We start from the raw sequence: 17,212 nt of genomic DNA, 5'->3' as shown, positions 1-17,212 counted from the left end.
CACCCAGGTGTCCCAACAGGATTCCCGTCAATTCCAGATGGCGTTGACCCATTCGGGGTGGTCGATGAACGGGTTGCGGTTGCGCTGGAACTGGTCGTAGATCACCTGGTTGCGCCGCTTCTCGAAGGCGTCCGGCGGGTCCTGGGTGTTCCACTGCTTCAGCATCGACAGCTTGCCGTGGTACGGCGCGGTGCCGTTGTTGACGCTGTCGTTCAACTCCAGATCCGCGAAGCCGTCGGTGCCCGCGTAGCGGACCGCCATGTAGAAGATCATCCGTGCGACATCGCCCTTGACCGCGTTGCGCGGCTCCCAGGAGTCGGCGTCGGTGTAGCTGCCCGGCGCCTCGGCGGCGGGGGAGCCGCCCAGGTCGAAGTCCTTGTTGCCGCGGTTGGAGTTGACCGACACATCCTCCGGGCGCAGGTGGTGGATGTCGGTGCCCGGGCCGGTCGCGGTGCCGAAGTCACCGTGCGACTTGGCCCAGACGTGCTCACGGTTCCAGTCGTCCGGGTCGCCGCCGTTGGTGGTCTTGCTCTGCGAGCGGCCGCTGTAGATCAGGATGACGTTCGCGCTGTTCGCCGGGTCCTGGTCGGTCGCCTTGAGCGCGTTCCACACCTGGTCGTAGCTCAACTTGGTCTGGGTGCTGATGATCCGGTTCAGCTCGGTCTTCAGGGCGGGACCGGTCTTGCCTATCGCGGTCTTGTAGTACGTGTCGTCGTAGTCGCCCGGTGTGCCGGTCGTGGGCGTGGTGGTGGTGGTCGGCGTGCTGCCGGACGGCGCGAACGCGGTGGTCGAGATCAGGCCCGGGTGGGAGAAGTACGCGCTCAGCGTCCCGGTGACGTCGAGTTGCTTGCCCATGAGGCCGGGATTGGTCTTGAGGCCATAACTGGCACGGAATCCCGAGGTGATCTGCACGTAGATCATCCGCGAGGTGCCGGTCTCGCTCGCCGAGTCGGCCAGCGCCATGGCGTAGTCGGATGGGAAGTTCGAGCGCACGACGGTGGTTGTCGCGGTCGGCTGGCCGACGACATAGCCGCGCACGGTGGCCGTCGATCCGTTCTGCAGGCTGATCGCCTGCGAGACGGTGAGTGGCGTGGCGGCTGAGACGGTGGGCGCCTGCAGCCCGACGGTGACGGCCACAGTGGCCGTCACCAGGGCTAAGAGGTTCCAGCGGGTCCGGTTCTTGGTCTGCATTGTGAGTTCCTTTCCCCGACGGTCTAGGAAAAGATTCTCACAAAAAATCACACTATCGAGTGAACGTTGCGGATCTAATGGGTGCCCGTACCCCTTACTGCCGGAGGACTTGCGGCTTCGGCGTCGGTCAGCAGACGGGAGCGGATCAGGAACCGCACTCCCTGCGGCGCCTCCAGGGAGAAACCGCCGCCGCGCCCGCTGACGACGTCCACGGTCAGGTGCGTGTGCCGCCAGTACTCGTACTGGTCGGCGCTCATCCAGAACGGTGTGTCCCCCGCGACCTCGCCGAGCAGCACATCGGCGGCCCCGACGCGGAACTCACCGCGCGGGTAGCACATTGGGGAGCTGCCGTCGCAGCAGCCGCCGGACTGGTGGAACATCACCGGCCCGTGTCGGTCGACCAACCCCCGCAGCACCGCCTCGGCCGCGGGGGTGATGTCGACTCGCATCAGAAGAACCCGAGCTTGTTCGGGGAGTAGCTGACCAGCAGGTTCTTGGTCTGCTGGTAGTGCTCCAGCATCATCTTGTGGTTCTCGCGGCCGATGCCGGACTTCTTGTACCCGCCGAACGCCGCGTGCGCGGGATAGGCGTGGTAGCAGTTCGTCCACACGCGACCGGCCTTGATCTCGCGGCCGAAGCGGTAGGCGGCGTTCCCGTCGCGGCTCCACACGCCCGCGCCGAGGCCGTAAAGGGTGTCGTTGGCCAGTTTCAGCGCTTCGTCGGTCGAGTCGAACGTCGTCACCGACACCACGGGACCGAAGATCTCCTCCTGGAAGATCCGCATGTCGTTGGTGCCCTTGAAGATCGTCGGCTCGACGTAGTAGCCGCCCTCGCGGCCCGGGACGTCGCGCGGGGTGCCGCCGGTGAGAACCTCGGCGCCTTCGCGTTTCCCGATGTCGATGTAGGAAAGGATCTTCTCGTACTGGTCGTTGCTCGCCTGCGCGCCGATCATGGTGGCCGGGTCGAGCGGGTCGCCGGACACAATCGCCTTGGTGCGCTCCAGACAGCGGGCCATGAACTCGTCGTAGATCGACGACGCGATCAGCGCGCGCGACGGGCAGGTGCAGACCTCGCCCTGGTTGAGGGCGAACATGACGAACCCCTCGATCGCCTTGTCCAGGAACGCGTCGTCGGCCGCCATCACGTCCGGCAGGAAGATGTTCGGGCTCTTGCCACCCAGCTCCAGCGTCACCGGGATGATGTTCTCGCTGGCGTACTGCATGATCAGTCGACCGGTCGTCGTCTCGCCGGTGAACGCGACCTTCGCGACCCGCGGACTCGACGCGAGCGGCTTGCCCGCCTCCACACCGAACCCGTTGACCACGTTGATGACACCCGGCGGAAGCAGGTCGGCGATCAGCTCGACGACCTTGAGGATCGACACCGGGGTCTGCTCGGCGGGCTTGAGCACCACGCAGTTGCCCGCGGCCAGGGCGGGCGCGAGCTTCCACGTGGCCATCAGGATCGGGAAGTTCCACGGGATGATCTGCGCGACCACGCCGAGGGGTTCGTGGAAGTGGTAGGCGACCATGTCGTCGTCGACCTCGGCCAGGCTGCCCTCCTGCGCCCGGATCGCCCCGGCGAAGTAGCGGAAATGGTCGACGGCGAGCGGCAGGTCCGCGGCCAGCGTCTCCCGGACCGGTTTGCCGTTCTCCCAGGTCTCGGCGACCGCGAGCATCTCGAGGTGCTCCTCGATCTCGTCGGCGATGCGGTTGAGGATGTTGGCGCGCTCACCCGCGGAGGTGCGGCCCCACGCGGGCGCGGCGGCGTGGGCGGCGTCGAGCGCCAGTTCGACGTCGGCGGCGGAGGAGCGGGCCACCTGGCAGAAGACCTTGCCGTCCACCGGGGACGGGTTGTCGAAGTAGCGGCCGTCGACCGGCGGCACCCACTGGCCGCCGATGAAGTTGTCGTAGCGGTCGGCGAAGGTGACGATGCTGCCTTCGGTGCCTGGCTGCGCGTAGACCATTGCTGCGCTCCTCGGTTCGTCTAGCGGTGAGGGCGCTCACAGTGACCGACCAAGGTTGGCGAAAGGTTGGTCAGTCGAGCGCGGCCTGCAACCGGGCGGCGGCGACCGCGCGGCGGGCGTCGTCGAGGGGGAGCAGGCGCAGCGCGTGTTGGTGGATCTCCACGTCGTAGGGCGCGTGCTTGCCGTAGGCGAGTGCGTGGTCGGGCTGCTTGCCCGCCAGTACGGCGGTGCGGACCGAGACGTCGAGGTAGCGGCGCCACTCGACGATGGCTGGGGCGTCGGACTCCGGCAGGAGCGGGCCGCGGTACTTGCGCACGGCTTCCCCGGTGTTGCCCGACTCGATGGCCCGCAGCACGTCGGCGGCGTCGCAGAAGACGGGGACGGTGAGGGCGTAGCGGCGGTTGGCGAGCCCGCCGTTGAGGGCACGGCGCAGGTGGGACAGCTCGGCTTTGACCGTGGTCGCGGTGATCGGGCGATCCCCGTAGACGGCCTCGCGCAGGCGCTCTGGGGTGAAGCCCTCGGGCTCCAGCACCAGCAAGGTGAGGATCTCCAACTGGCGCGGGCTCAGCCGCACCGGCACCCCGTCGCGCAGGAGTTCCGCGGTTCCCAGGCAGGTGAGCTGGGTGCCCGCGGCGGCGACGGTGAGCGGCAGACGGGCTTCGATGGTCGAGACCAGGGTGCGGACGGTGGACATCGCCAGCGGGTGCTTGCGGTCCCAGGTGGTCGACAGGTCCAGCACGCCCAGGCGCCTGCCGTCCGGGCCGTGGATGGGGGCGCAGTGGCACACCCAGCCGTGCAGGGCCGCGACCAGGTGTTCGGCGGAGAAGACGGTGTGCGGCTTGCCGGTGCGCAGCGCCAGGGACAGCGCGTTGGTGCCCATGTGCGGCTCGTCCCACTGGCCGCCGGGGGCGAAGTTGACCTGCTCGGCCTTGCGTCGCATCACCCGGCCGCCGCAGGTCCAGAGGATCGTGCCGGACTCGTCGGTCACCGCGGCGATGTACCCGGCGTCCTCGGCGATGCTGTTCAGCTCATCCGACAGCTCGGTGATCGGCTCGCGCAGCGGCGACTCGTGCCAGCCGACCTCGTCGGTGGTCGGGGCGCTGTCGCGGGCCGGGTCCACGGTGTCGACCGAACGCATCCACGACTGGACGACCTCGGCGCGCAGGGAGGTCGCCGTGGGCGGGCGCTGGGTCGGCACCCACTGTGCCCACTCGCGCTCCAGTGCCACCCGTTGCTGCCAGAGCGCGCCGCGGTGTGCCATGAGCGTCTCCGTTCACGAACCGTGTAAAACGTGTCGTGAGCCGTCACCTTACGGTGTGGCGTTGGCCCGGCCTAGTGGCCGGGTGTTCCCGTGGCGGCCGTGTGCAGGCGCCGGATGCGAGCCTGCGTTTTGCGCCACGGCCCGAGGGGACCTGCTGGGTGCGCCGGTCCGGGCCGACCCGCCGGGCGGCCTGCCGCTGCAACCTGCGCAGCTCCCGCAACGCCACTTCGAGGTGCCTCGGGTTGGCGATGCCCTCGCCGGTCGAGAGCACCGCCAGCGACTTGATCCCAAGATCCACCCCGACCACCGAGGTCGGTCGGGCGGGAGCCGACGGTGACCACCCAGGTGGTGAGCTGGGAGGAGGCGTTCCAGCCGGTCGACAGTCCGGTCGACAGTCCGGTCGACAGTCCGGTCGACAGTCCGGTCGGCGCGATCATGGAATCCTCGTCCGGGGTCGGCCTCGGGTTCTGGATGCTGGTCGGCGCGGTCGTCCTGGCCCTGCCGACCGCCTTCCTCGCGCTTTCGCCCGGTCGAGTGGACAAGGCGGGTCCGGTGTCCAACGCTGGTCGGTGACCGCATCGACGAAGGGAGCGCGGACATGACCGACCGCACGGCGACCGCGAAGTGGACTGGTGACCTGGCGAGCGGGTCGGGCACGGTGAACCTGGACAGCTCGGGCCTGGGTTCCTTCGGTGTGTCCTGGCCCGCCCGGACCGAGGAACCCGGTGGGAAGACCAGCCCCGAGGAGCTGATCGCGGCCGCCCACTCGTCCTGTTACTGCATGCAGTTCTCGGCCCTGCTGGCCCGCGCCGGGATGCCGCCGACCCGGATGGAGACCTCGGCGAAGGTGGGGTTCGGGAAGGTCGGCGCCGGATTCGGGATCACGGGGATTCTGCTGACCGTGCGGGCCGAGGTGCCGGGCGCCGACAAGGCGAAGTTCCTTGAGGTCGCCGAGCAGGCCAAGGAGACGTGCCCCGTGTCGGCCGCGCTGACCGGCGTGAAGATCGAACTGGACGCGACACTGGTCTAGGCGAATGTCCGGGCGAACGTCTCGCGGACTGCGCCGGTGCGGTCGAGGACGGCGAAGACGACCTCGTCGAAGTGACCGGCGAACCGGCCCGTGAGCAGGTCGCGGAACGTGCCCGCCACCAGCGCGGGGTCGTTCTGGAACACGCCGCAGCCCCACGCCCCGAGGACCAGGCGGCGGTAGTCGTTGGCGGCGGCCACTTCGAGGATCCGCTCCGCGCGGCTCGCGAGGACGGCGGGGATGCGGTGCGCTTCGTCCGGCGACTCCCGTCGGATGACGCCCGCGTTGGGTGCGGGGGAGGTCAGGAAGCCCGCTGTGAAGGGGGTTTCCAACAACTCGCCCTGGCTGTCGCGGAACACCGGCACACCAGGGGAGTGGATCACCCGGTCGGTGTAGAAGGCGTCGCGGCTCGCGCGGTGGTGGGCGTAGAACTCGGGCGCGCGCAACAGGGTTGTGTACAGGGCCGAGTCCCGGCACAGCGCTTCCTCCTGTGCCTGCGCCCCGTTGAGGTAGCCGCCACCGGGGTTGCGGGCGGAGGCGAAGTTGAGCACCGCCAACGGGTCTGGTTTGGCCGACAGCCGGTGCGCGGCTTGGATGCTGCCCTCGCCGGTCACCTCGACGCGGGTGGGCCGATCGTGGTCCAGGCGCGGCACCGGGACCGGGTCCGGGCCATAGAGCCGGGTGCCCGCCAGCGCGATCGCGAGTTCGGCCGCGAAGGTGACCTCGCGCCCCAGCGGGGACCGGTAGTGTCCGGTGTGGACGATGTCTTCGGTGCTGCGCGCGATCTCGCGCAGGCGCGCTCTCATGGGTACGTCCTCTTGCACATGGTTCGAATGATCCTCGCCATGGCAAGCGCATTGGACTCACAGGACAGGACCTAGTGGCACGTTCCTGGACGGGCCACTAGAGCAGCCCGGCCTCACTCGCCTTGCTGATGGCCTCCACCCGATTCCGGGCACCGAGCTTGTGTAACGCGGCCTGCAAGTACGTCTTCACCGTGTTGCGCGTCAGGCCGGTCGACTCCGCGATCTCCGGGTTGGTCTGGCCCTGCGCGGCCAGTCGCAGGACCTCGTATTCGCGTCGGGTCAGGCCGCTGCGGGCCAGGGCGTCGGACTGGACATCGGCGCTGGGCAGGATTCTCGGGTCGATGACGCGTTCGTCGCGGAGAACCCGGCGGAGAGCGGAGACCAGGTCGGTGCCCGCCACGTCCTTGAGCAGGCAGCCGTTGGCGCCCGCCTCCAGCGCCGCCCGCAGACCCTGGTGGTCGCTGTGCGCGGTGAACACGACGATGCGGGCGCTGGGCTGGACCTTGCGCAGCTCGATGATCACCTCCGGGGCGAGCATGTCGGGCATCCGCAGGTCCAGCAGCACCAGATCCGGGGCCAGCTCGACGATCCGCTCGATCGCGGTCCGGCCGGACTCGGCCGCGCCGACGAGTTGCATCGCCGGGTCCGAGCGCAGCAGGAGGGAGACGCCGTCGCGGACGACCGGGTGGTCGTCGACCACCATGATCCGGATCGTCATGCCGGTGGGCGCTTCTCGACGCCCGGCAGCCACGCGCGCAAAGTGGTGCCGCCGTCCTCGTCGCGGACGAGGCTGACCCGGCCGCCGAGGCGGGCGGCCCGCTCGGACAGGGCGCGCACGCCCATTCCGCAGCTCATCACCGGCTCGTCCGTGGGATCGGGCGTGCCGTCGTCGGCGACGACGACCTGGACGCCGTCGTCGGTCGCGCTCAGGCTGACCACGACGTAGTAGGCCTGCGTGTGCTTCTCGACGTTCAGCAGCCCCTCCCGCACCACCGACACCAGCAGCGACGTGCGCTCGGCGTCGAGCGGGCGCAGGTCCCCGAGCTGGACGAACCGGGCGGGCACGCCGCTGCGCGCCTCGAAGGAGCGGCAGTGCTCCGCCAACTCGACGGGCAGCGCCCGCTCGGGAGTCGACTCCGAGAGGGCGAGCAGGGACTCGCGCAGCGCGATCGAGGCCGCCGACACCTCCTGTTCGAGGCGGGTCAGCCGGTTCGTCAGGCCCGGGTTGTCGGTGACGGCGGTGTGCAAGTCGCGCACCTGCGCGCCGATGGAGAACAGCATCGCGCCGACGGAGTCGTGCAGGTTGGCCTGCATCCGCTGCCGCTCCGCGGAGACCGCCCGGTCCCGGGTGGATTCCACCTGGTCCGCGACGTGCAGCGCCTTGGCCGCCTGCGCGGCGATCGTCTCCATCCGGCCCACCGCGTCGTCGCCGAACCGGGCCGAGGTGCGCATCGCGGCGTAGGCGACCGCGACGATCTTGGAGGCGAACGGGTCGATGATCGGCACGGCCAGTATCGCCGAGATGCCCTCGCCGCTGACCTGCTCGTCGAACTGGTGGGTGATCGCCGAGGACTGGACGTAGTCGCTGACCTGCATCGGCCTGCCGAGGGCCAGCACGGTGCCGCCGACACCCTGCCCGCGGGGCACGGCCAGGTTCTGCAGCGAGTTGGTCTTGTTGCCCGCGAGCCAGCGGATGACGGCGCGGTCGGAGTTGTCGAGGTCGGCGATGAACGCGGCGTCGACGCCGATGGTGTCGCGGATGAGCCGGGCCGTGCCGTGCAGCGTGACCACGCGGTCGAGCGTTCCGAGCAGCCCGTCGCGCTCTCGGAGCAGCGCCTCGAGCACGGATTCCTGCTCGATCGCTCGCTGCGCGTTCACCCGGTGTTCGGCCGACACAACGGAAACCATGGCACGCCGTAGGCAATTCGTACACCTCTCCATCTGGGGGTGTGGCCGGGCGCGGCCGGTAAGCAACATAGCCGCAACACCCAAGCCGATGTGAGTGCCGCCACATCGCGACGAGGAGGTCCCCTTGCTGGTCGTGCGGAACCTGCGAGTGCGCTACGGCCGTTCGGTGGCCGCCCTGCACGGAGTCGATCTCCAGATCGCCGCCGACAGTGTGCTGGCCGTGCTGGGCAGCAACGGCGCCGGAAAGTCCACTTTGCTCAGAACGATCTCCGGGACGCTGCGCCTGCACCGCGGGTCGGTCGTGGCGGGCGAGGTCGAGTTCGCGGGCAGGCGGATCGACCGGCTGGACCCGGCGGAGATCGTCCGGCTCGGTGTCGTGGGGGTGCCGGAGGGCAGGCAGGTGTTCGCCCGGATGAGCGTGGAGGAGAACCTGCGGGCGGGTGGCATCGGCGCCCGCACAGCGCAGGCGCGGACTCTCGCGCGTGCTCGGGTCCACGAACTGTTCCCCGTGCTGGCCGAACGCGCCAAACAGCGCGCGGGCCTGCTGTCGGGCGGGGAGCAGCAGATGCTCGCGATCGGGCGCGCCCTGATGTCGGCGCCCAAACTGCTGCTGCTCGACGAACCGTCGCTGGGGTTGGCGCCGAAGATCGTCGACCGCATCGGCGAGATCATCCGTGAGATCCACGCGCAGGGGACGGCGGTGGTGCTGGTCGAGCAGAACGCGGTGATGGCCCTGCGGGTCGCCGACCACGCCGTGGTCCTGGAGACCGGTCGCACGGCGCTGTCGGGCACGGCGGCCGACCTGTCGGCAAGCGATGACGTGCAACGCCTGTACCTGGGCGGCCACGCCGAGTCGGAAGCCACCGCCGAAGCCGAGGCCCGCGGCGCTGCCGAGCAGCGGGCCGCGGTGCGTGGGTTGTCGAGGTGGGTGGCATGAGCGCGCCGACGCTGCGGGAGGACCTGGTTGAGCTTCAGGTCGACTCCGTGACCCTCGCCTTCGGTGGTCTCCGGGCGCTCGACGATGTGTCCTTCACCGTCGAGCCCGGCACCGTGCACGCGTTGATCGGGCCCAATGGCGCGGGTAAGTCCAGCTGTTTCAACGTGATCAGCGGCGTCTACCGCGCCACCTCCGGCCGCGTCCGGTTCGGGGACACCGAGCTGACCGGCCAACGGCCACACCGGCTGGCCAAGCTCGGGATCGGTCGCGCCTTCCAGAACACCGCGCTCTCCCCGCATTCCACCGTTCTGGACAACGTCATGCTCGGCAGGCACGCCCTCACCACCGGCGGCTTCCTCTCCTGCGGCCTGCGTCTCCCCTGGACGGTCAGGCAGGAACGCAGGCACACCGAGCGCGCCGTGGAGATCTGCGAGTTCCTCGGTCTCGGCAAGGTCCTGCACGCCCCCGTCGCGGCCCTGTCCTACGGCGCGGCCAAGCGGACGGACGTGGCGAGGGCGCTGGCAATCGAGCCGACGCTGTTGCTGCTCGACGAGCCCGCCGCGGGCATGAACGCCGTGGAGACCGCCGAGATGGCCGCCACGATCCGGGACCTGCGCGACGCGCTGGGGATCTCGATTCTGTTGGTGGAACACGACATGAACCTCGTCATGGGCATCGCCGACCGGGTGACGGTGCTCGACTTCGGCAAGCGGATCGCCGACGGCACGCCGTCGGAGGTTCAGGCCGATCCCGAAGTGGTCAAGGCGTACCTGGGCAGCGGATCGGAGGACGCCTGATGGAGACATTCCTGCAGCTGGTGGTCAACGGGGTGGGCAAGGGCGCGGTGTTCGCACTGCTTGCCCTGGGCTTCGTGGTCATCTTCAAGGCGACCGAGGTGGTGAACTTCGCCCACGGCTCGCTGGTGCTGGTCGGCGGCTACCTCGTGGTGGTGACCCGCGACAGCCTCGGCTGGGTCGGCGCGGCGGTGGTCGGGATCGTGTCGGCCGGACTGCTCGCGATTCTCGTCGAGCGGCTGCTGCTGTCCCGGTCGAAACTGGCCGACGCGAACAGTCTGGCGTTGCTCACGATCGGGCTCGACGTGATCATCACCGAGGAGATCGTGCGCCGCCTCGGTGTCACCGTGCCATTCCTCGGCGAGGCGTGGGACGCGCAGCCGATCCAGGTCGGCGGGCTGACCCTGTTCCGCACGCACCTGGTCGCGATCGGCGTCGGCGCGGTTCTTGTCACCGCGTTCTTCCTCGCGTTCCGCTACTCCGACTGGGGTGTGGCCATGCGCGCCCAGGCCGAGAACCGGGAAGCCGCCGCCCTCATGGGCATCCGCTCCTCCCGGGTCACCGCCACGGCGTGGCTGGTCGCCGGTCTGCTCGCCGGGGTGGCGGTCCTGTTCATCGCCACCCAAGACTTCTCCGGCTCCGGCCTGTCCCGCGGCACCCACTCGATCGCGCTGGCCGCGTTCCCCGCCGCCATCCTCGGCGGCCTGGACTCCACCGCGGGCGCAGTGGTGGGCGGGCTGGTCGTCGGCCTGACCGAAGCCCTGTCCGCCCAGTACATCTCCTTCGACTTCTCCAAGTCCGCCGTCTTCCTGGTGATGCTGGTCGTGCTGGTGGCCCGGCCGTCGGGGTTGTTCGGCACAAGGGAGAGCACCCGTGTCTGAGGCCGTCATGGAAACCACCACTCTCATCCCCACCGGGCCGCCCGCCACCCGGCCGCGGCGTTCCCCGGCCCGGCTGGTCCGCGCCGCCGCGTGGATCGCGTTGGCGGTGCTGCTGGCCGCGCTGCCGCTCTACATCGACACCGCCTGGCTCAAGGCCGGTCAGTACATGATGATCGGCGCGGTCGGCGCCATCGGCCTGACCCTCCTCACCGGACAGGCAGGCCAGCTTTCCCTGGCGCACGCCTTCTTCCTACTCGTGGGCGCCACCGCCTACACCGTCCTTGCGGGACCGACCGACGAGGAGCGGGTCATCGGCCTCGGATTGGACCCCGGTCTGGCCCTGATGGGCGCGGTACTCATCTCGGCACTCGTGGGCCTGGCGTTCGCCCCGGTCGCCGGGCGGCTGCGCGGGATCTACCTCGGCGTGGCGTCGCTGTCGCTGGTCTTCCTCGGGCTCTACTTCGGACAGTCCCTGGACTCGCTGACCGGCGGCACCTCGACCGGCCGCACCCCCGCGACCTTCGAGCTGTTCGGCTTCCCGTTCTCCAACGGCGGCCCCGAAATCGAGGTGCTCGGCGTGCCGATCCGGCAGGCCGAACGCATCTGGTACTTGTTCCTGGTCCTCACCGCCATCGCGTTCGTCCTCGCCCGCGGCGCGGTCCGCGGCCGGGTCGGCCGGTCCTGGCGGGCTGTGCGCGACAACGAGGCCGCCGCCACCGCGATGGGTGTGGGCGTGGCGCGGGCGAAAGCCGGTGCTTTCGCGGTCTCCTCGGCGTTCGCCGGGCTGGCCGGGGTGATGACCGTGCTCTGGTTCGACATCCTCAAACCCGACGAGAGCGAGTACGGCACGTACGGCATCAACGTGTCCATCGCCTTCCTCGCCATGGTGATCATCGGCGGTCTCGGCTCCGTTCCCGGCGCGGTGGTCGGCGCGCTCATCGTCAACGGGCTGCCGCAGGCGCTCACCCTGTTCTCCGGCGACCTCGGCTGGTTCGGCGAGACCGGCGGCGGCGGGCTCACCCCGATCCTGGTCAGCTCCTTCATCTATGGCGCGGCGATCGTGGTCGTCGTGCTGTTCGAGCCCGGCGGTCTCGCGGCGATCGGCAGGCGGCTCACCGGCCTGTTCCGCGCACGACCACGTGAAATCACCCGAGAGGAAACGTCATGACCCGTAATCCGTTGCGGACGACCGCCGCGGTCACGCTCGCGGCCGCGCTCGCCCTGTCCGCGTGCAGCACCAAAGCAGGCAGCTCCGGAGCGTCCGGTTCGGACTCCGCCGGGGTGAAGTCCGGCGTCGGCGTGACCGACGCCGAGATCACCCTCGGCGTCATGACCGACAAGACGGGCGTGTTCAAGAACCTCGGGCTCGGCATCACCCAGGGCAACGAGCTGTGGGCCAAGGACTTCAACGCCGAGGGCGGGGTCTGCGGGCGCAAGGTCAAGCTGGAGACCGTCGACCACGGCTACAAGGCCGACACCGCCAAGACGCTGTACCCGCAGATCGAGCCGAAGGTGCTCGGGTTCGTGCAGCTCCTCGGCTCGCCTGTCGTGGCCGCGCTGAAGCAGAACGTGCTGTCGGACAAGGTGGTCGTGACCCCGGCGTCGTGGTCCTCGGAGCTGCTGGACAACCCGTACGTGATGATCGTCGGCACCACCTACGACGTCGAGATGATCGACGGCCTGTCCTACTTGCAGGAGCAGGGGATGATCGCCGACGGCGACAAGGTGGGCCACATCTACATCGACGGCGAGTACGGCAAGAACGGCCTTCGAGGCTCGAAGCACTACGCCGAGCAGCACAAGCTCGACGTCAAGGAGGTCAAGGTGACCTCCACCGACACCGACCTCACCAACATCGTCACCGGCCTCAAGGGCGAAGGGGTCAAGGCGATCCTGCTGACCACCTCACCGACGCAGACCGGTTCGGTGGCCGCGGCGAACAAGGCGCTCGGGCTGAACGTGCCGCTGATGGGCAACAACCCCGTGTTCGACCCGGCGCTGCTGTCGAGCCCCGCCGCGGCCGCGCTGGACAAGCTGTATCTCGTCGCCAGCGGCGTGCCGTTCTCCGCGGACATCCCCAAGGCCAAGGAGGTCGCGGCCAAGTACAAGGCGGCCTACAAGGAGCCCGCCAACATCGGCATCCCTTACGGCTACGCCGTCGGCGCGGTGTGGGGTTCGGTTCTGAAGAAGGCCTGCGAGAACAAGGACCTCACCCGCGAGGGCATCGCCAAGGCGCTCACCGAGACCGATTCGGCCTCGACCGACAACCTGATCGCCGACCTGGACTTCTCCAAGCCCGGAGCGCCTCCGACGCGCAAGGTTTATGTTGCGCAGATCGACCCGGCGGCAGAGGGTGGACTCAAGTACGTCAAGCCGCTGTTCCAGGCGCCGGACGCCGACAAGTACCAGGCTCCACACCAGAAGTAAGCCGAAGAGGAGAGTGTGATGCGGGTACCGATGACCGTCGGGGACTTTCTCGACCGGGCCGAACTGGGCTTCGCCGACTGCCCCGGCGTGGTCGACGAGCCGGACCAGCCCGGCCCAGCGGTGCCCGACTCCACCTACGGCCGCCTCGGCGAGCGGGTCCGGGCCTGGCAGGCGGGCCTGGACGCGCTCGGCGTCGGCGAGGGCGAGCGGGTGGCGGTGGTCAGCCACAACTCGGCGCGGCTGCTGGAGCTGCTGTTCGCGGTGCCCATGAGCGGGCGGATCTGCGTGCCGGTCAACTTCCGGCTCAAGCCCGAGGAGATCGAGTACATCGTCGGGCAGAGCGGCTCGTCGGTCCTGCTCGTCGACCCCGAACTCGACAGCGCGCTGTCCGGCGTCAAGGCGAGCCACCGGTTCGTGCTCGGCGAGCAGACCGAGGCCGAGCTGATGCGGCCCGGCGTCGAGCCGCGCCCGTGGTCGAACCCGGACGAGGACGCCACGGCGACGATCAACTACACCTCCGGCACCACCGCCCGGCCCAAGGGCGTGCAGCTGACCCACCGCAACATCTGGGTCAACGGGCTCACCTTCGGCCTGCACACCCGGGCCTGGGAGCAGGACGTCTACATGCACACTCTGCCGATGTTCCACTGCAACGGCTGGGGAATGCCGTTCACCATGGCCGGGCTCGGCGCCAAGCAGGTGGTGCTGCGCAAGGTCGACGGCGCGGAGATCCTGCGCCGGGTCGAGCAGCACGGCGTCACCCTGATGTGCGGCGCCCCGGCGGTATGGAACGCGGTCCTCGACGCGGCGGCCACCTGGGAGGGCGAGATCCCCGGCCGCGGCCGGGTGCGGATCGTCTGCGCGGGCGCGCCGCCGCCGAGCCGGACCATCCAGCGCGTGGGCGACGAGTTGGGTTGGGAGTTCACGCAGATCTACGGCCTCACCGAGACCTCGCCGCTGCTCACCTTCAACCGCTCCCAGCCCGCCGATGCCGCTCTACCGGCCGAGGAGCGCGCCCGGAAGCTGTCGCGGGCGGGTCTTCCCGCGCTGGGCGTGAAGCTCAAGGTGTCGGAGTCCGGGGAGGTGCTGGCGAAGTCGAACGTCGTGCTCGACGGGTACTGGGACAAGCCGGAGGAGACCGAGGCCGCGCTCAAGGACGGCTGGTTCCACACCGGCGACGGCGGCACGATCGACCCGGCCGACGGCCACCTGACGATCTCCGACCGGAAGAAGGACGTGATCATCACCGGCGGCGAGAACGTGTCGTCGATCGAGGTGGAGGACACGATCTTCAGCCACCCGGCGGTCGCCGAGGTCGCTGTTATCGGCGTCCCGCACGAGAAGTGGGGTGAGACGATCAAGGCGCTGGTGGTCCTCGCGGAGGGCGCGACCGCCGAGGAGGCCGAGATCATCGCCCACTGCAAGCAGCGGATGGCCGGGTACAAGGCCCCGACCAGCGTCGAGTTCCGCGAATCGATCCCGCGCACGGCCACTGGCAAGATCCAGAAGTTCAAGCTCCGCCAGCCCTACTGGTCAGGTTTGGAGCGAGGGATCAACTGACAACGTCGGTTGTCATCGATAAGTGAGGACTACCGGTGGGTAATTACTTCTGAGTACGTTGTGGCTCTGATCACACAGTCACCCTGCGACTACGGAGTGGTTATGTCACGACTGTTAAGAGTTGGTTCGCTCGTCGCTCTGACGATGGCCCTCGTCGCCGCCCCGGCGGCCACCGCCGTCGAGGCGAATCCCTACGAGCGTGGGCCTGCCCCCACGGTCGCGAGCATCGAGGCGAGCAGCGGCTACTTCGCCACCGCGCAGCTCACCGTCTCGCGCTCGAGTGTCACCGGATTCGGTGGCGGGACGATCTACTACCCGACCGACACCAGCCAGGGCACGTTCGGCGCGGTGGCGGTCGTGCCCGGCTACACCGGGACCCAGTCGTCGGTGGCCTGGATCGGGCCTCGGCTGGCGTCACAGGGCTTCGTGGTCTTCGTCATCGACACGCTCAGCATCTACGACTTCCCGCCGAGCCGCGGCACCCAGCTGCTGGCGGCGCTGGACTACCTCACCGGGCAGAGCAGTGTCCGCGCCCGGATCGACTCCACGAGGCTCGCCGTGGCCGGGCACTCCATGGGCGGCGGCGGTTCCCTTGAGGCGGCCAACAAGCGGCCCACTTTGCAGGCCGCGATTCCGCTCGCCCCATGGCACACCACCAAGAACTGGTCCAACGTGCGCGTGCCGACGTTCATCATCGCTGGGCAGAACGACACTGTCGCCTCGCCCGCGAACCACGCGAAGCCGTTCTACGACTCCCTGACGAGCGCGCCGGACAAGGCGTACATGGAACTGGCCGGGGCCAGCCACTACTTCCCGAACTCGCCGAACACGACGATGGCCAAGTACATGATCTCCTGGTCGAAGCGGTTCATCGACAACGACGTGCGGTATGAGCAGTTCCTCTGCCCGCGCCCGACCGACTCGACCATCCTGCGGTACCTCGACACCTGCCCGCACGCCTGACCGGCCTCGGTGGCCCGGCCCGAGCGGCCGGGTCGCCGAGTTTGGCGGTCTGACGCCTTGGTGTGGGTGGCCGGTTTGTCGGTGGTGATCGGTACGGTCCGCGGTGATGACGATCATCTCGCAGGCGTACCGGTTCGCGTTGCGTCCGACCGTGGCCCAGGAGGCGGTGTTGCGGTCGCATTGTGGTGGGCAACGGTACGCCTTCAACTGGGGGTTGGCCCGGGTGAAAGCCAACCTCGCCTAGCGGGTGGCGGAGGTGTCCTACGGTGTTGCCGAGGCAGACCTGACACCGTGGCTGAACTGGTCGGCGTACTCGCTCCGCAAGGACTGGAACCAAGCCAAGGAGGCTGCGGCACCGTGGTGGGGTGAGAACTCGAAAGAGGAGTACTCCTCGGGGTTGGCGAATCTCGCGACCGCGTTGGCCAACTGGAGCTCGTCGAAGACCGGTAAACGCAAAGGCCCGAAGGTTCGGTTCCCCAGGTTCAAGGGCAAACGCGCCGGATTGTCGTGCCGGTTCACCACCGGCGCATTCGGGTTGGCCGACGGCGACCGCAGACATGTGAAGCTTCCCCGTATCGGTCTCATCCGCACTCTCGAGTCGACCCGGAAGCTGGCTCGGCACGTCTAGTGTGGCATCGACCGGATTCGCTCGGCCACGATCACTTATCGGGATGGGCGGTGGTTCTGTTCGTTTTCCGTGGAGATCGACCGACGCGACCCCGCCCCCGTCCGACCGGACTCGGTGGTCGGGGTGGATCTCGGGATCAAGTCGTCGGCGGTGCTCTCCACCGGCGAAGTGATCGCCAATCCGAGGCACCTGGACGTGGCATTGCGGGAGCTGCGCAGGCTGGGGCGGCAGGCGGCCCGCCGCATCGGCCCGGACCGGCGCACCAGGCAGGCCCCGTCGGCGAGGTGGCGCAAGACCCAAGCACGCATCCGGCGCCTGCACACCGCTGTGGCCAACGCCCGCCGCGACGGACTGCACAAACTGTCCACCCGCCTGGTCCGCACCCATGGTGTCTTCGTGCTCGAAGACCTCCATGTCGCCGGGATGATCCGCAACCGCCGCCTCGCCCGGCACGTCGCCGGGGTCGGCATGGGCGAGTTGCGCCGTCAGATCACCTACAAGGCTGGGTGGGCCGGTGGTCGCGTGCACCTGGCGGACCGCTGGTATCCGCCATCGAAGACCTGCTCGGCCTGCGGCGTGGTGAAAGCCAAACTGCGCCTATCCGAGCGGACGTTCCACTGCGACCAGTGCGGATTCACGCTGGATCGCGATCTGAACGTCGCCCGCGACCTCGCCGCACTCGTGGACGAGGTCGCGGGTGGCATGTCCTCCCCGAGTTGCGGGGCGACACGAAACGAGCCCGATGGAAACCCATATAAGACCCGCACCACGCGGGCAACGGGTACCGCCACGGGAAGACCCACGCGGTCAACGCCGCGCCGCAAGGCGACGGCTCACGACATGGTTTCACACGTTTCGTGAAC

General features: G+C 69.0%; 20 protein-coding genes. 12 read left to right on the top strand and 8 right to left on the bottom strand.

Annotated elements, in window-relative coordinates:
* Positions 1 to 27: 27 nt before the first annotated feature.
* The 5 genes from GPZ80_RS34040 to GPZ80_RS32745 all read right to left on the bottom strand — a co-directional run bounded on the left by GPZ80_RS34040 (position 28) and on the right by GPZ80_RS32745 (position 4,716).
* Positions 28 to 1,191 (bottom strand): endonuclease, encoded by a 1,164-nt coding sequence (locus tag GPZ80_RS34040; protein WP_187221227.1) that lies wholly within the window; start codon positions 1,189 to 1,191, stop codon positions 28 to 30.
* A gap of 74 nt (positions 1,192 to 1,265) precedes the next feature.
* Positions 1,266 to 1,640, bottom strand: a complete 375-nt coding sequence (locus tag GPZ80_RS16410) for a DUF779 domain-containing protein (RefSeq protein WP_187221226.1) — start codon at positions 1,638 to 1,640, stop codon at positions 1,266 to 1,268.
* A complete protein-coding gene (gene adh / locus GPZ80_RS16405) occupies positions 1,640 to 3,157 on the bottom strand; it encodes an aldehyde dehydrogenase (RefSeq protein WP_187221225.1) in 1,518 nt (505 codons plus the stop codon). Before adh ends, GPZ80_RS16410 begins: the two co-directional genes overlap by 1 nt.
* Positions 3,158 to 3,227: 70 nt before the next feature.
* Entirely contained in the window at positions 3,228 to 4,418 is a 1,191-nt protein-coding gene (locus GPZ80_RS16400) for an AfsR/SARP family transcriptional regulator (protein WP_187221224.1), read from the bottom strand.
* Between the two features lie 43 nt (positions 4,419 to 4,461).
* The gene (locus GPZ80_RS32745; protein WP_312880366.1) at positions 4,462 to 4,716 is read right to left on the bottom strand and encodes a hypothetical protein; all 255 of its coding nucleotides are present in this window, start codon (positions 4,714 to 4,716) and stop codon (positions 4,462 to 4,464) included.
* 35 nt (positions 4,717 to 4,751) lie between these two features.
* Between GPZ80_RS32745 and GPZ80_RS16390 the strand changes: the two genes are divergently transcribed.
* Both GPZ80_RS16390 and GPZ80_RS16385 read left to right on the top strand, forming a co-directional pair.
* Entirely contained in the window at positions 4,752 to 4,991 is a 240-nt protein-coding gene (locus tag GPZ80_RS16390) for a hypothetical protein (RefSeq protein WP_187221223.1), read from the top strand.
* 25 nt (positions 4,992 to 5,016) lie between these two features.
* The gene (locus GPZ80_RS16385; RefSeq protein WP_187221222.1) at positions 5,017 to 5,448 is read left to right on the top strand and encodes an OsmC family protein; all 432 of its coding nucleotides are present in this window, start codon (positions 5,017 to 5,019) and stop codon (positions 5,446 to 5,448) included.
* Here the strand turns inward: GPZ80_RS16385 and GPZ80_RS16380 are convergent.
* The 3 genes from GPZ80_RS16380 to GPZ80_RS16370 all read right to left on the bottom strand — a co-directional run bounded on the left by GPZ80_RS16380 (position 5,445) and on the right by GPZ80_RS16370 (position 8,147).
* A complete protein-coding gene (locus GPZ80_RS16380) occupies positions 5,445 to 6,251 on the bottom strand; it encodes a TIGR02452 family protein (protein ID WP_187221221.1) in 807 nt (268 codons plus the stop codon). The two genes, GPZ80_RS16385 and GPZ80_RS16380, sit on opposite strands and share 4 nt — an antisense overlap.
* Positions 6,252 to 6,348: 97 nt before the next feature.
* Positions 6,349 to 6,969, bottom strand: coding sequence for a response regulator (locus tag GPZ80_RS16375; protein WP_187221220.1), 621 nt, complete (start codon positions 6,967 to 6,969; stop codon positions 6,349 to 6,351).
* Positions 6,966 to 8,147 carry a GAF domain-containing sensor histidine kinase gene (locus tag GPZ80_RS16370; protein ID WP_312880365.1) on the bottom strand — a complete coding sequence of 394 codons (1,182 nt, stop codon included), beginning with the start codon at positions 8,145 to 8,147 and terminating at the stop codon, positions 6,966 to 6,968. Before GPZ80_RS16370 ends, GPZ80_RS16375 begins: the two co-directional genes overlap by 4 nt.
* 136 nt (positions 8,148 to 8,283) lie before the next feature.
* Between GPZ80_RS16370 and GPZ80_RS16365 the strand changes: the two genes are divergently transcribed.
* From GPZ80_RS16365 to GPZ80_RS32115, 10 genes are all read left to right on the top strand, one after another.
* Complete coding sequence (locus GPZ80_RS16365; protein WP_187221218.1) at positions 8,284 to 9,096, top strand: ABC transporter ATP-binding protein; 813 nt, start codon at positions 8,284 to 8,286, stop codon at positions 9,094 to 9,096.
* Positions 9,093 to 9,893 carry an ABC transporter ATP-binding protein gene (locus GPZ80_RS16360; protein ID WP_187221217.1) on the top strand — a complete coding sequence of 267 codons (801 nt, stop codon included), beginning with the start codon at positions 9,093 to 9,095 and terminating at the stop codon, positions 9,891 to 9,893. Before GPZ80_RS16365 ends, GPZ80_RS16360 begins: the two co-directional genes overlap by 4 nt.
* Positions 9,893 to 10,771 carry a branched-chain amino acid ABC transporter permease gene (locus tag GPZ80_RS16355; RefSeq protein WP_187221216.1) on the top strand — a complete coding sequence of 293 codons (879 nt, stop codon included), beginning with the start codon at positions 9,893 to 9,895 and terminating at the stop codon, positions 10,769 to 10,771. Before GPZ80_RS16360 ends, GPZ80_RS16355 begins: the two co-directional genes overlap by 1 nt.
* Positions 10,772 to 10,778: 7 nt before the next feature.
* Positions 10,779 to 11,939 (top strand): branched-chain amino acid ABC transporter permease, encoded by a 1,161-nt coding sequence (locus tag GPZ80_RS16350; RefSeq protein ID WP_187221292.1) that lies wholly within the window; start codon positions 10,779 to 10,781, stop codon positions 11,937 to 11,939.
* On the top strand, positions 11,936 to 13,198 hold the full coding sequence (locus GPZ80_RS16345) for an ABC transporter substrate-binding protein (protein ID WP_187221215.1): 1,263 nt from the start codon (positions 11,936 to 11,938) through the stop codon (positions 13,196 to 13,198). Before GPZ80_RS16350 ends, GPZ80_RS16345 begins: the two co-directional genes overlap by 4 nt.
* An 18-nt stretch (positions 13,199 to 13,216) precedes the next feature.
* Positions 13,217 to 14,758, top strand: a complete 1,542-nt coding sequence (locus GPZ80_RS16340; protein WP_187221214.1) for an AMP-binding protein — start codon at positions 13,217 to 13,219, stop codon at positions 14,756 to 14,758.
* A gap of 102 nt (positions 14,759 to 14,860) precedes the next feature.
* Entirely contained in the window at positions 14,861 to 15,721 is an 861-nt protein-coding gene (locus GPZ80_RS16335) for a dienelactone hydrolase family protein (RefSeq protein ID WP_187221213.1), read from the top strand.
* 106 nt (positions 15,722 to 15,827) lie between these two features.
* Positions 15,828 to 15,965 carry a helix-turn-helix domain-containing protein gene (locus tag GPZ80_RS32125; RefSeq protein ID WP_222719387.1) on the top strand — a complete coding sequence of 46 codons (138 nt, stop codon included), beginning with the start codon at positions 15,828 to 15,830 and terminating at the stop codon, positions 15,963 to 15,965.
* A gap of 12 nt (positions 15,966 to 15,977) precedes the next feature.
* On the top strand, positions 15,978 to 16,349 hold the full coding sequence (locus tag GPZ80_RS32120) for a hypothetical protein (RefSeq protein ID WP_222719386.1): 372 nt from the start codon (positions 15,978 to 15,980) through the stop codon (positions 16,347 to 16,349).
* Between the two features lie 6 nt (positions 16,350 to 16,355).
* Positions 16,356 to 17,210 carry an RNA-guided endonuclease TnpB family protein gene (locus GPZ80_RS32115; RefSeq protein WP_312880377.1) on the top strand — a complete coding sequence of 285 codons (855 nt, stop codon included), beginning with the start codon at positions 16,356 to 16,358 and terminating at the stop codon, positions 17,208 to 17,210.
* Positions 17,211 to 17,212: the final 2 nt, after the last annotated feature.

Origin of the sequence: Actinokineospora xionganensis, from assembly GCF_014323725.1 — a bacterium.
Lineage (GTDB): Bacteria > Actinomycetota > Actinomycetes > Mycobacteriales > Pseudonocardiaceae > Actinokineospora > Actinokineospora xionganensis.
This window is presented reverse-complemented; position numbering and strand designations above follow the sequence as displayed.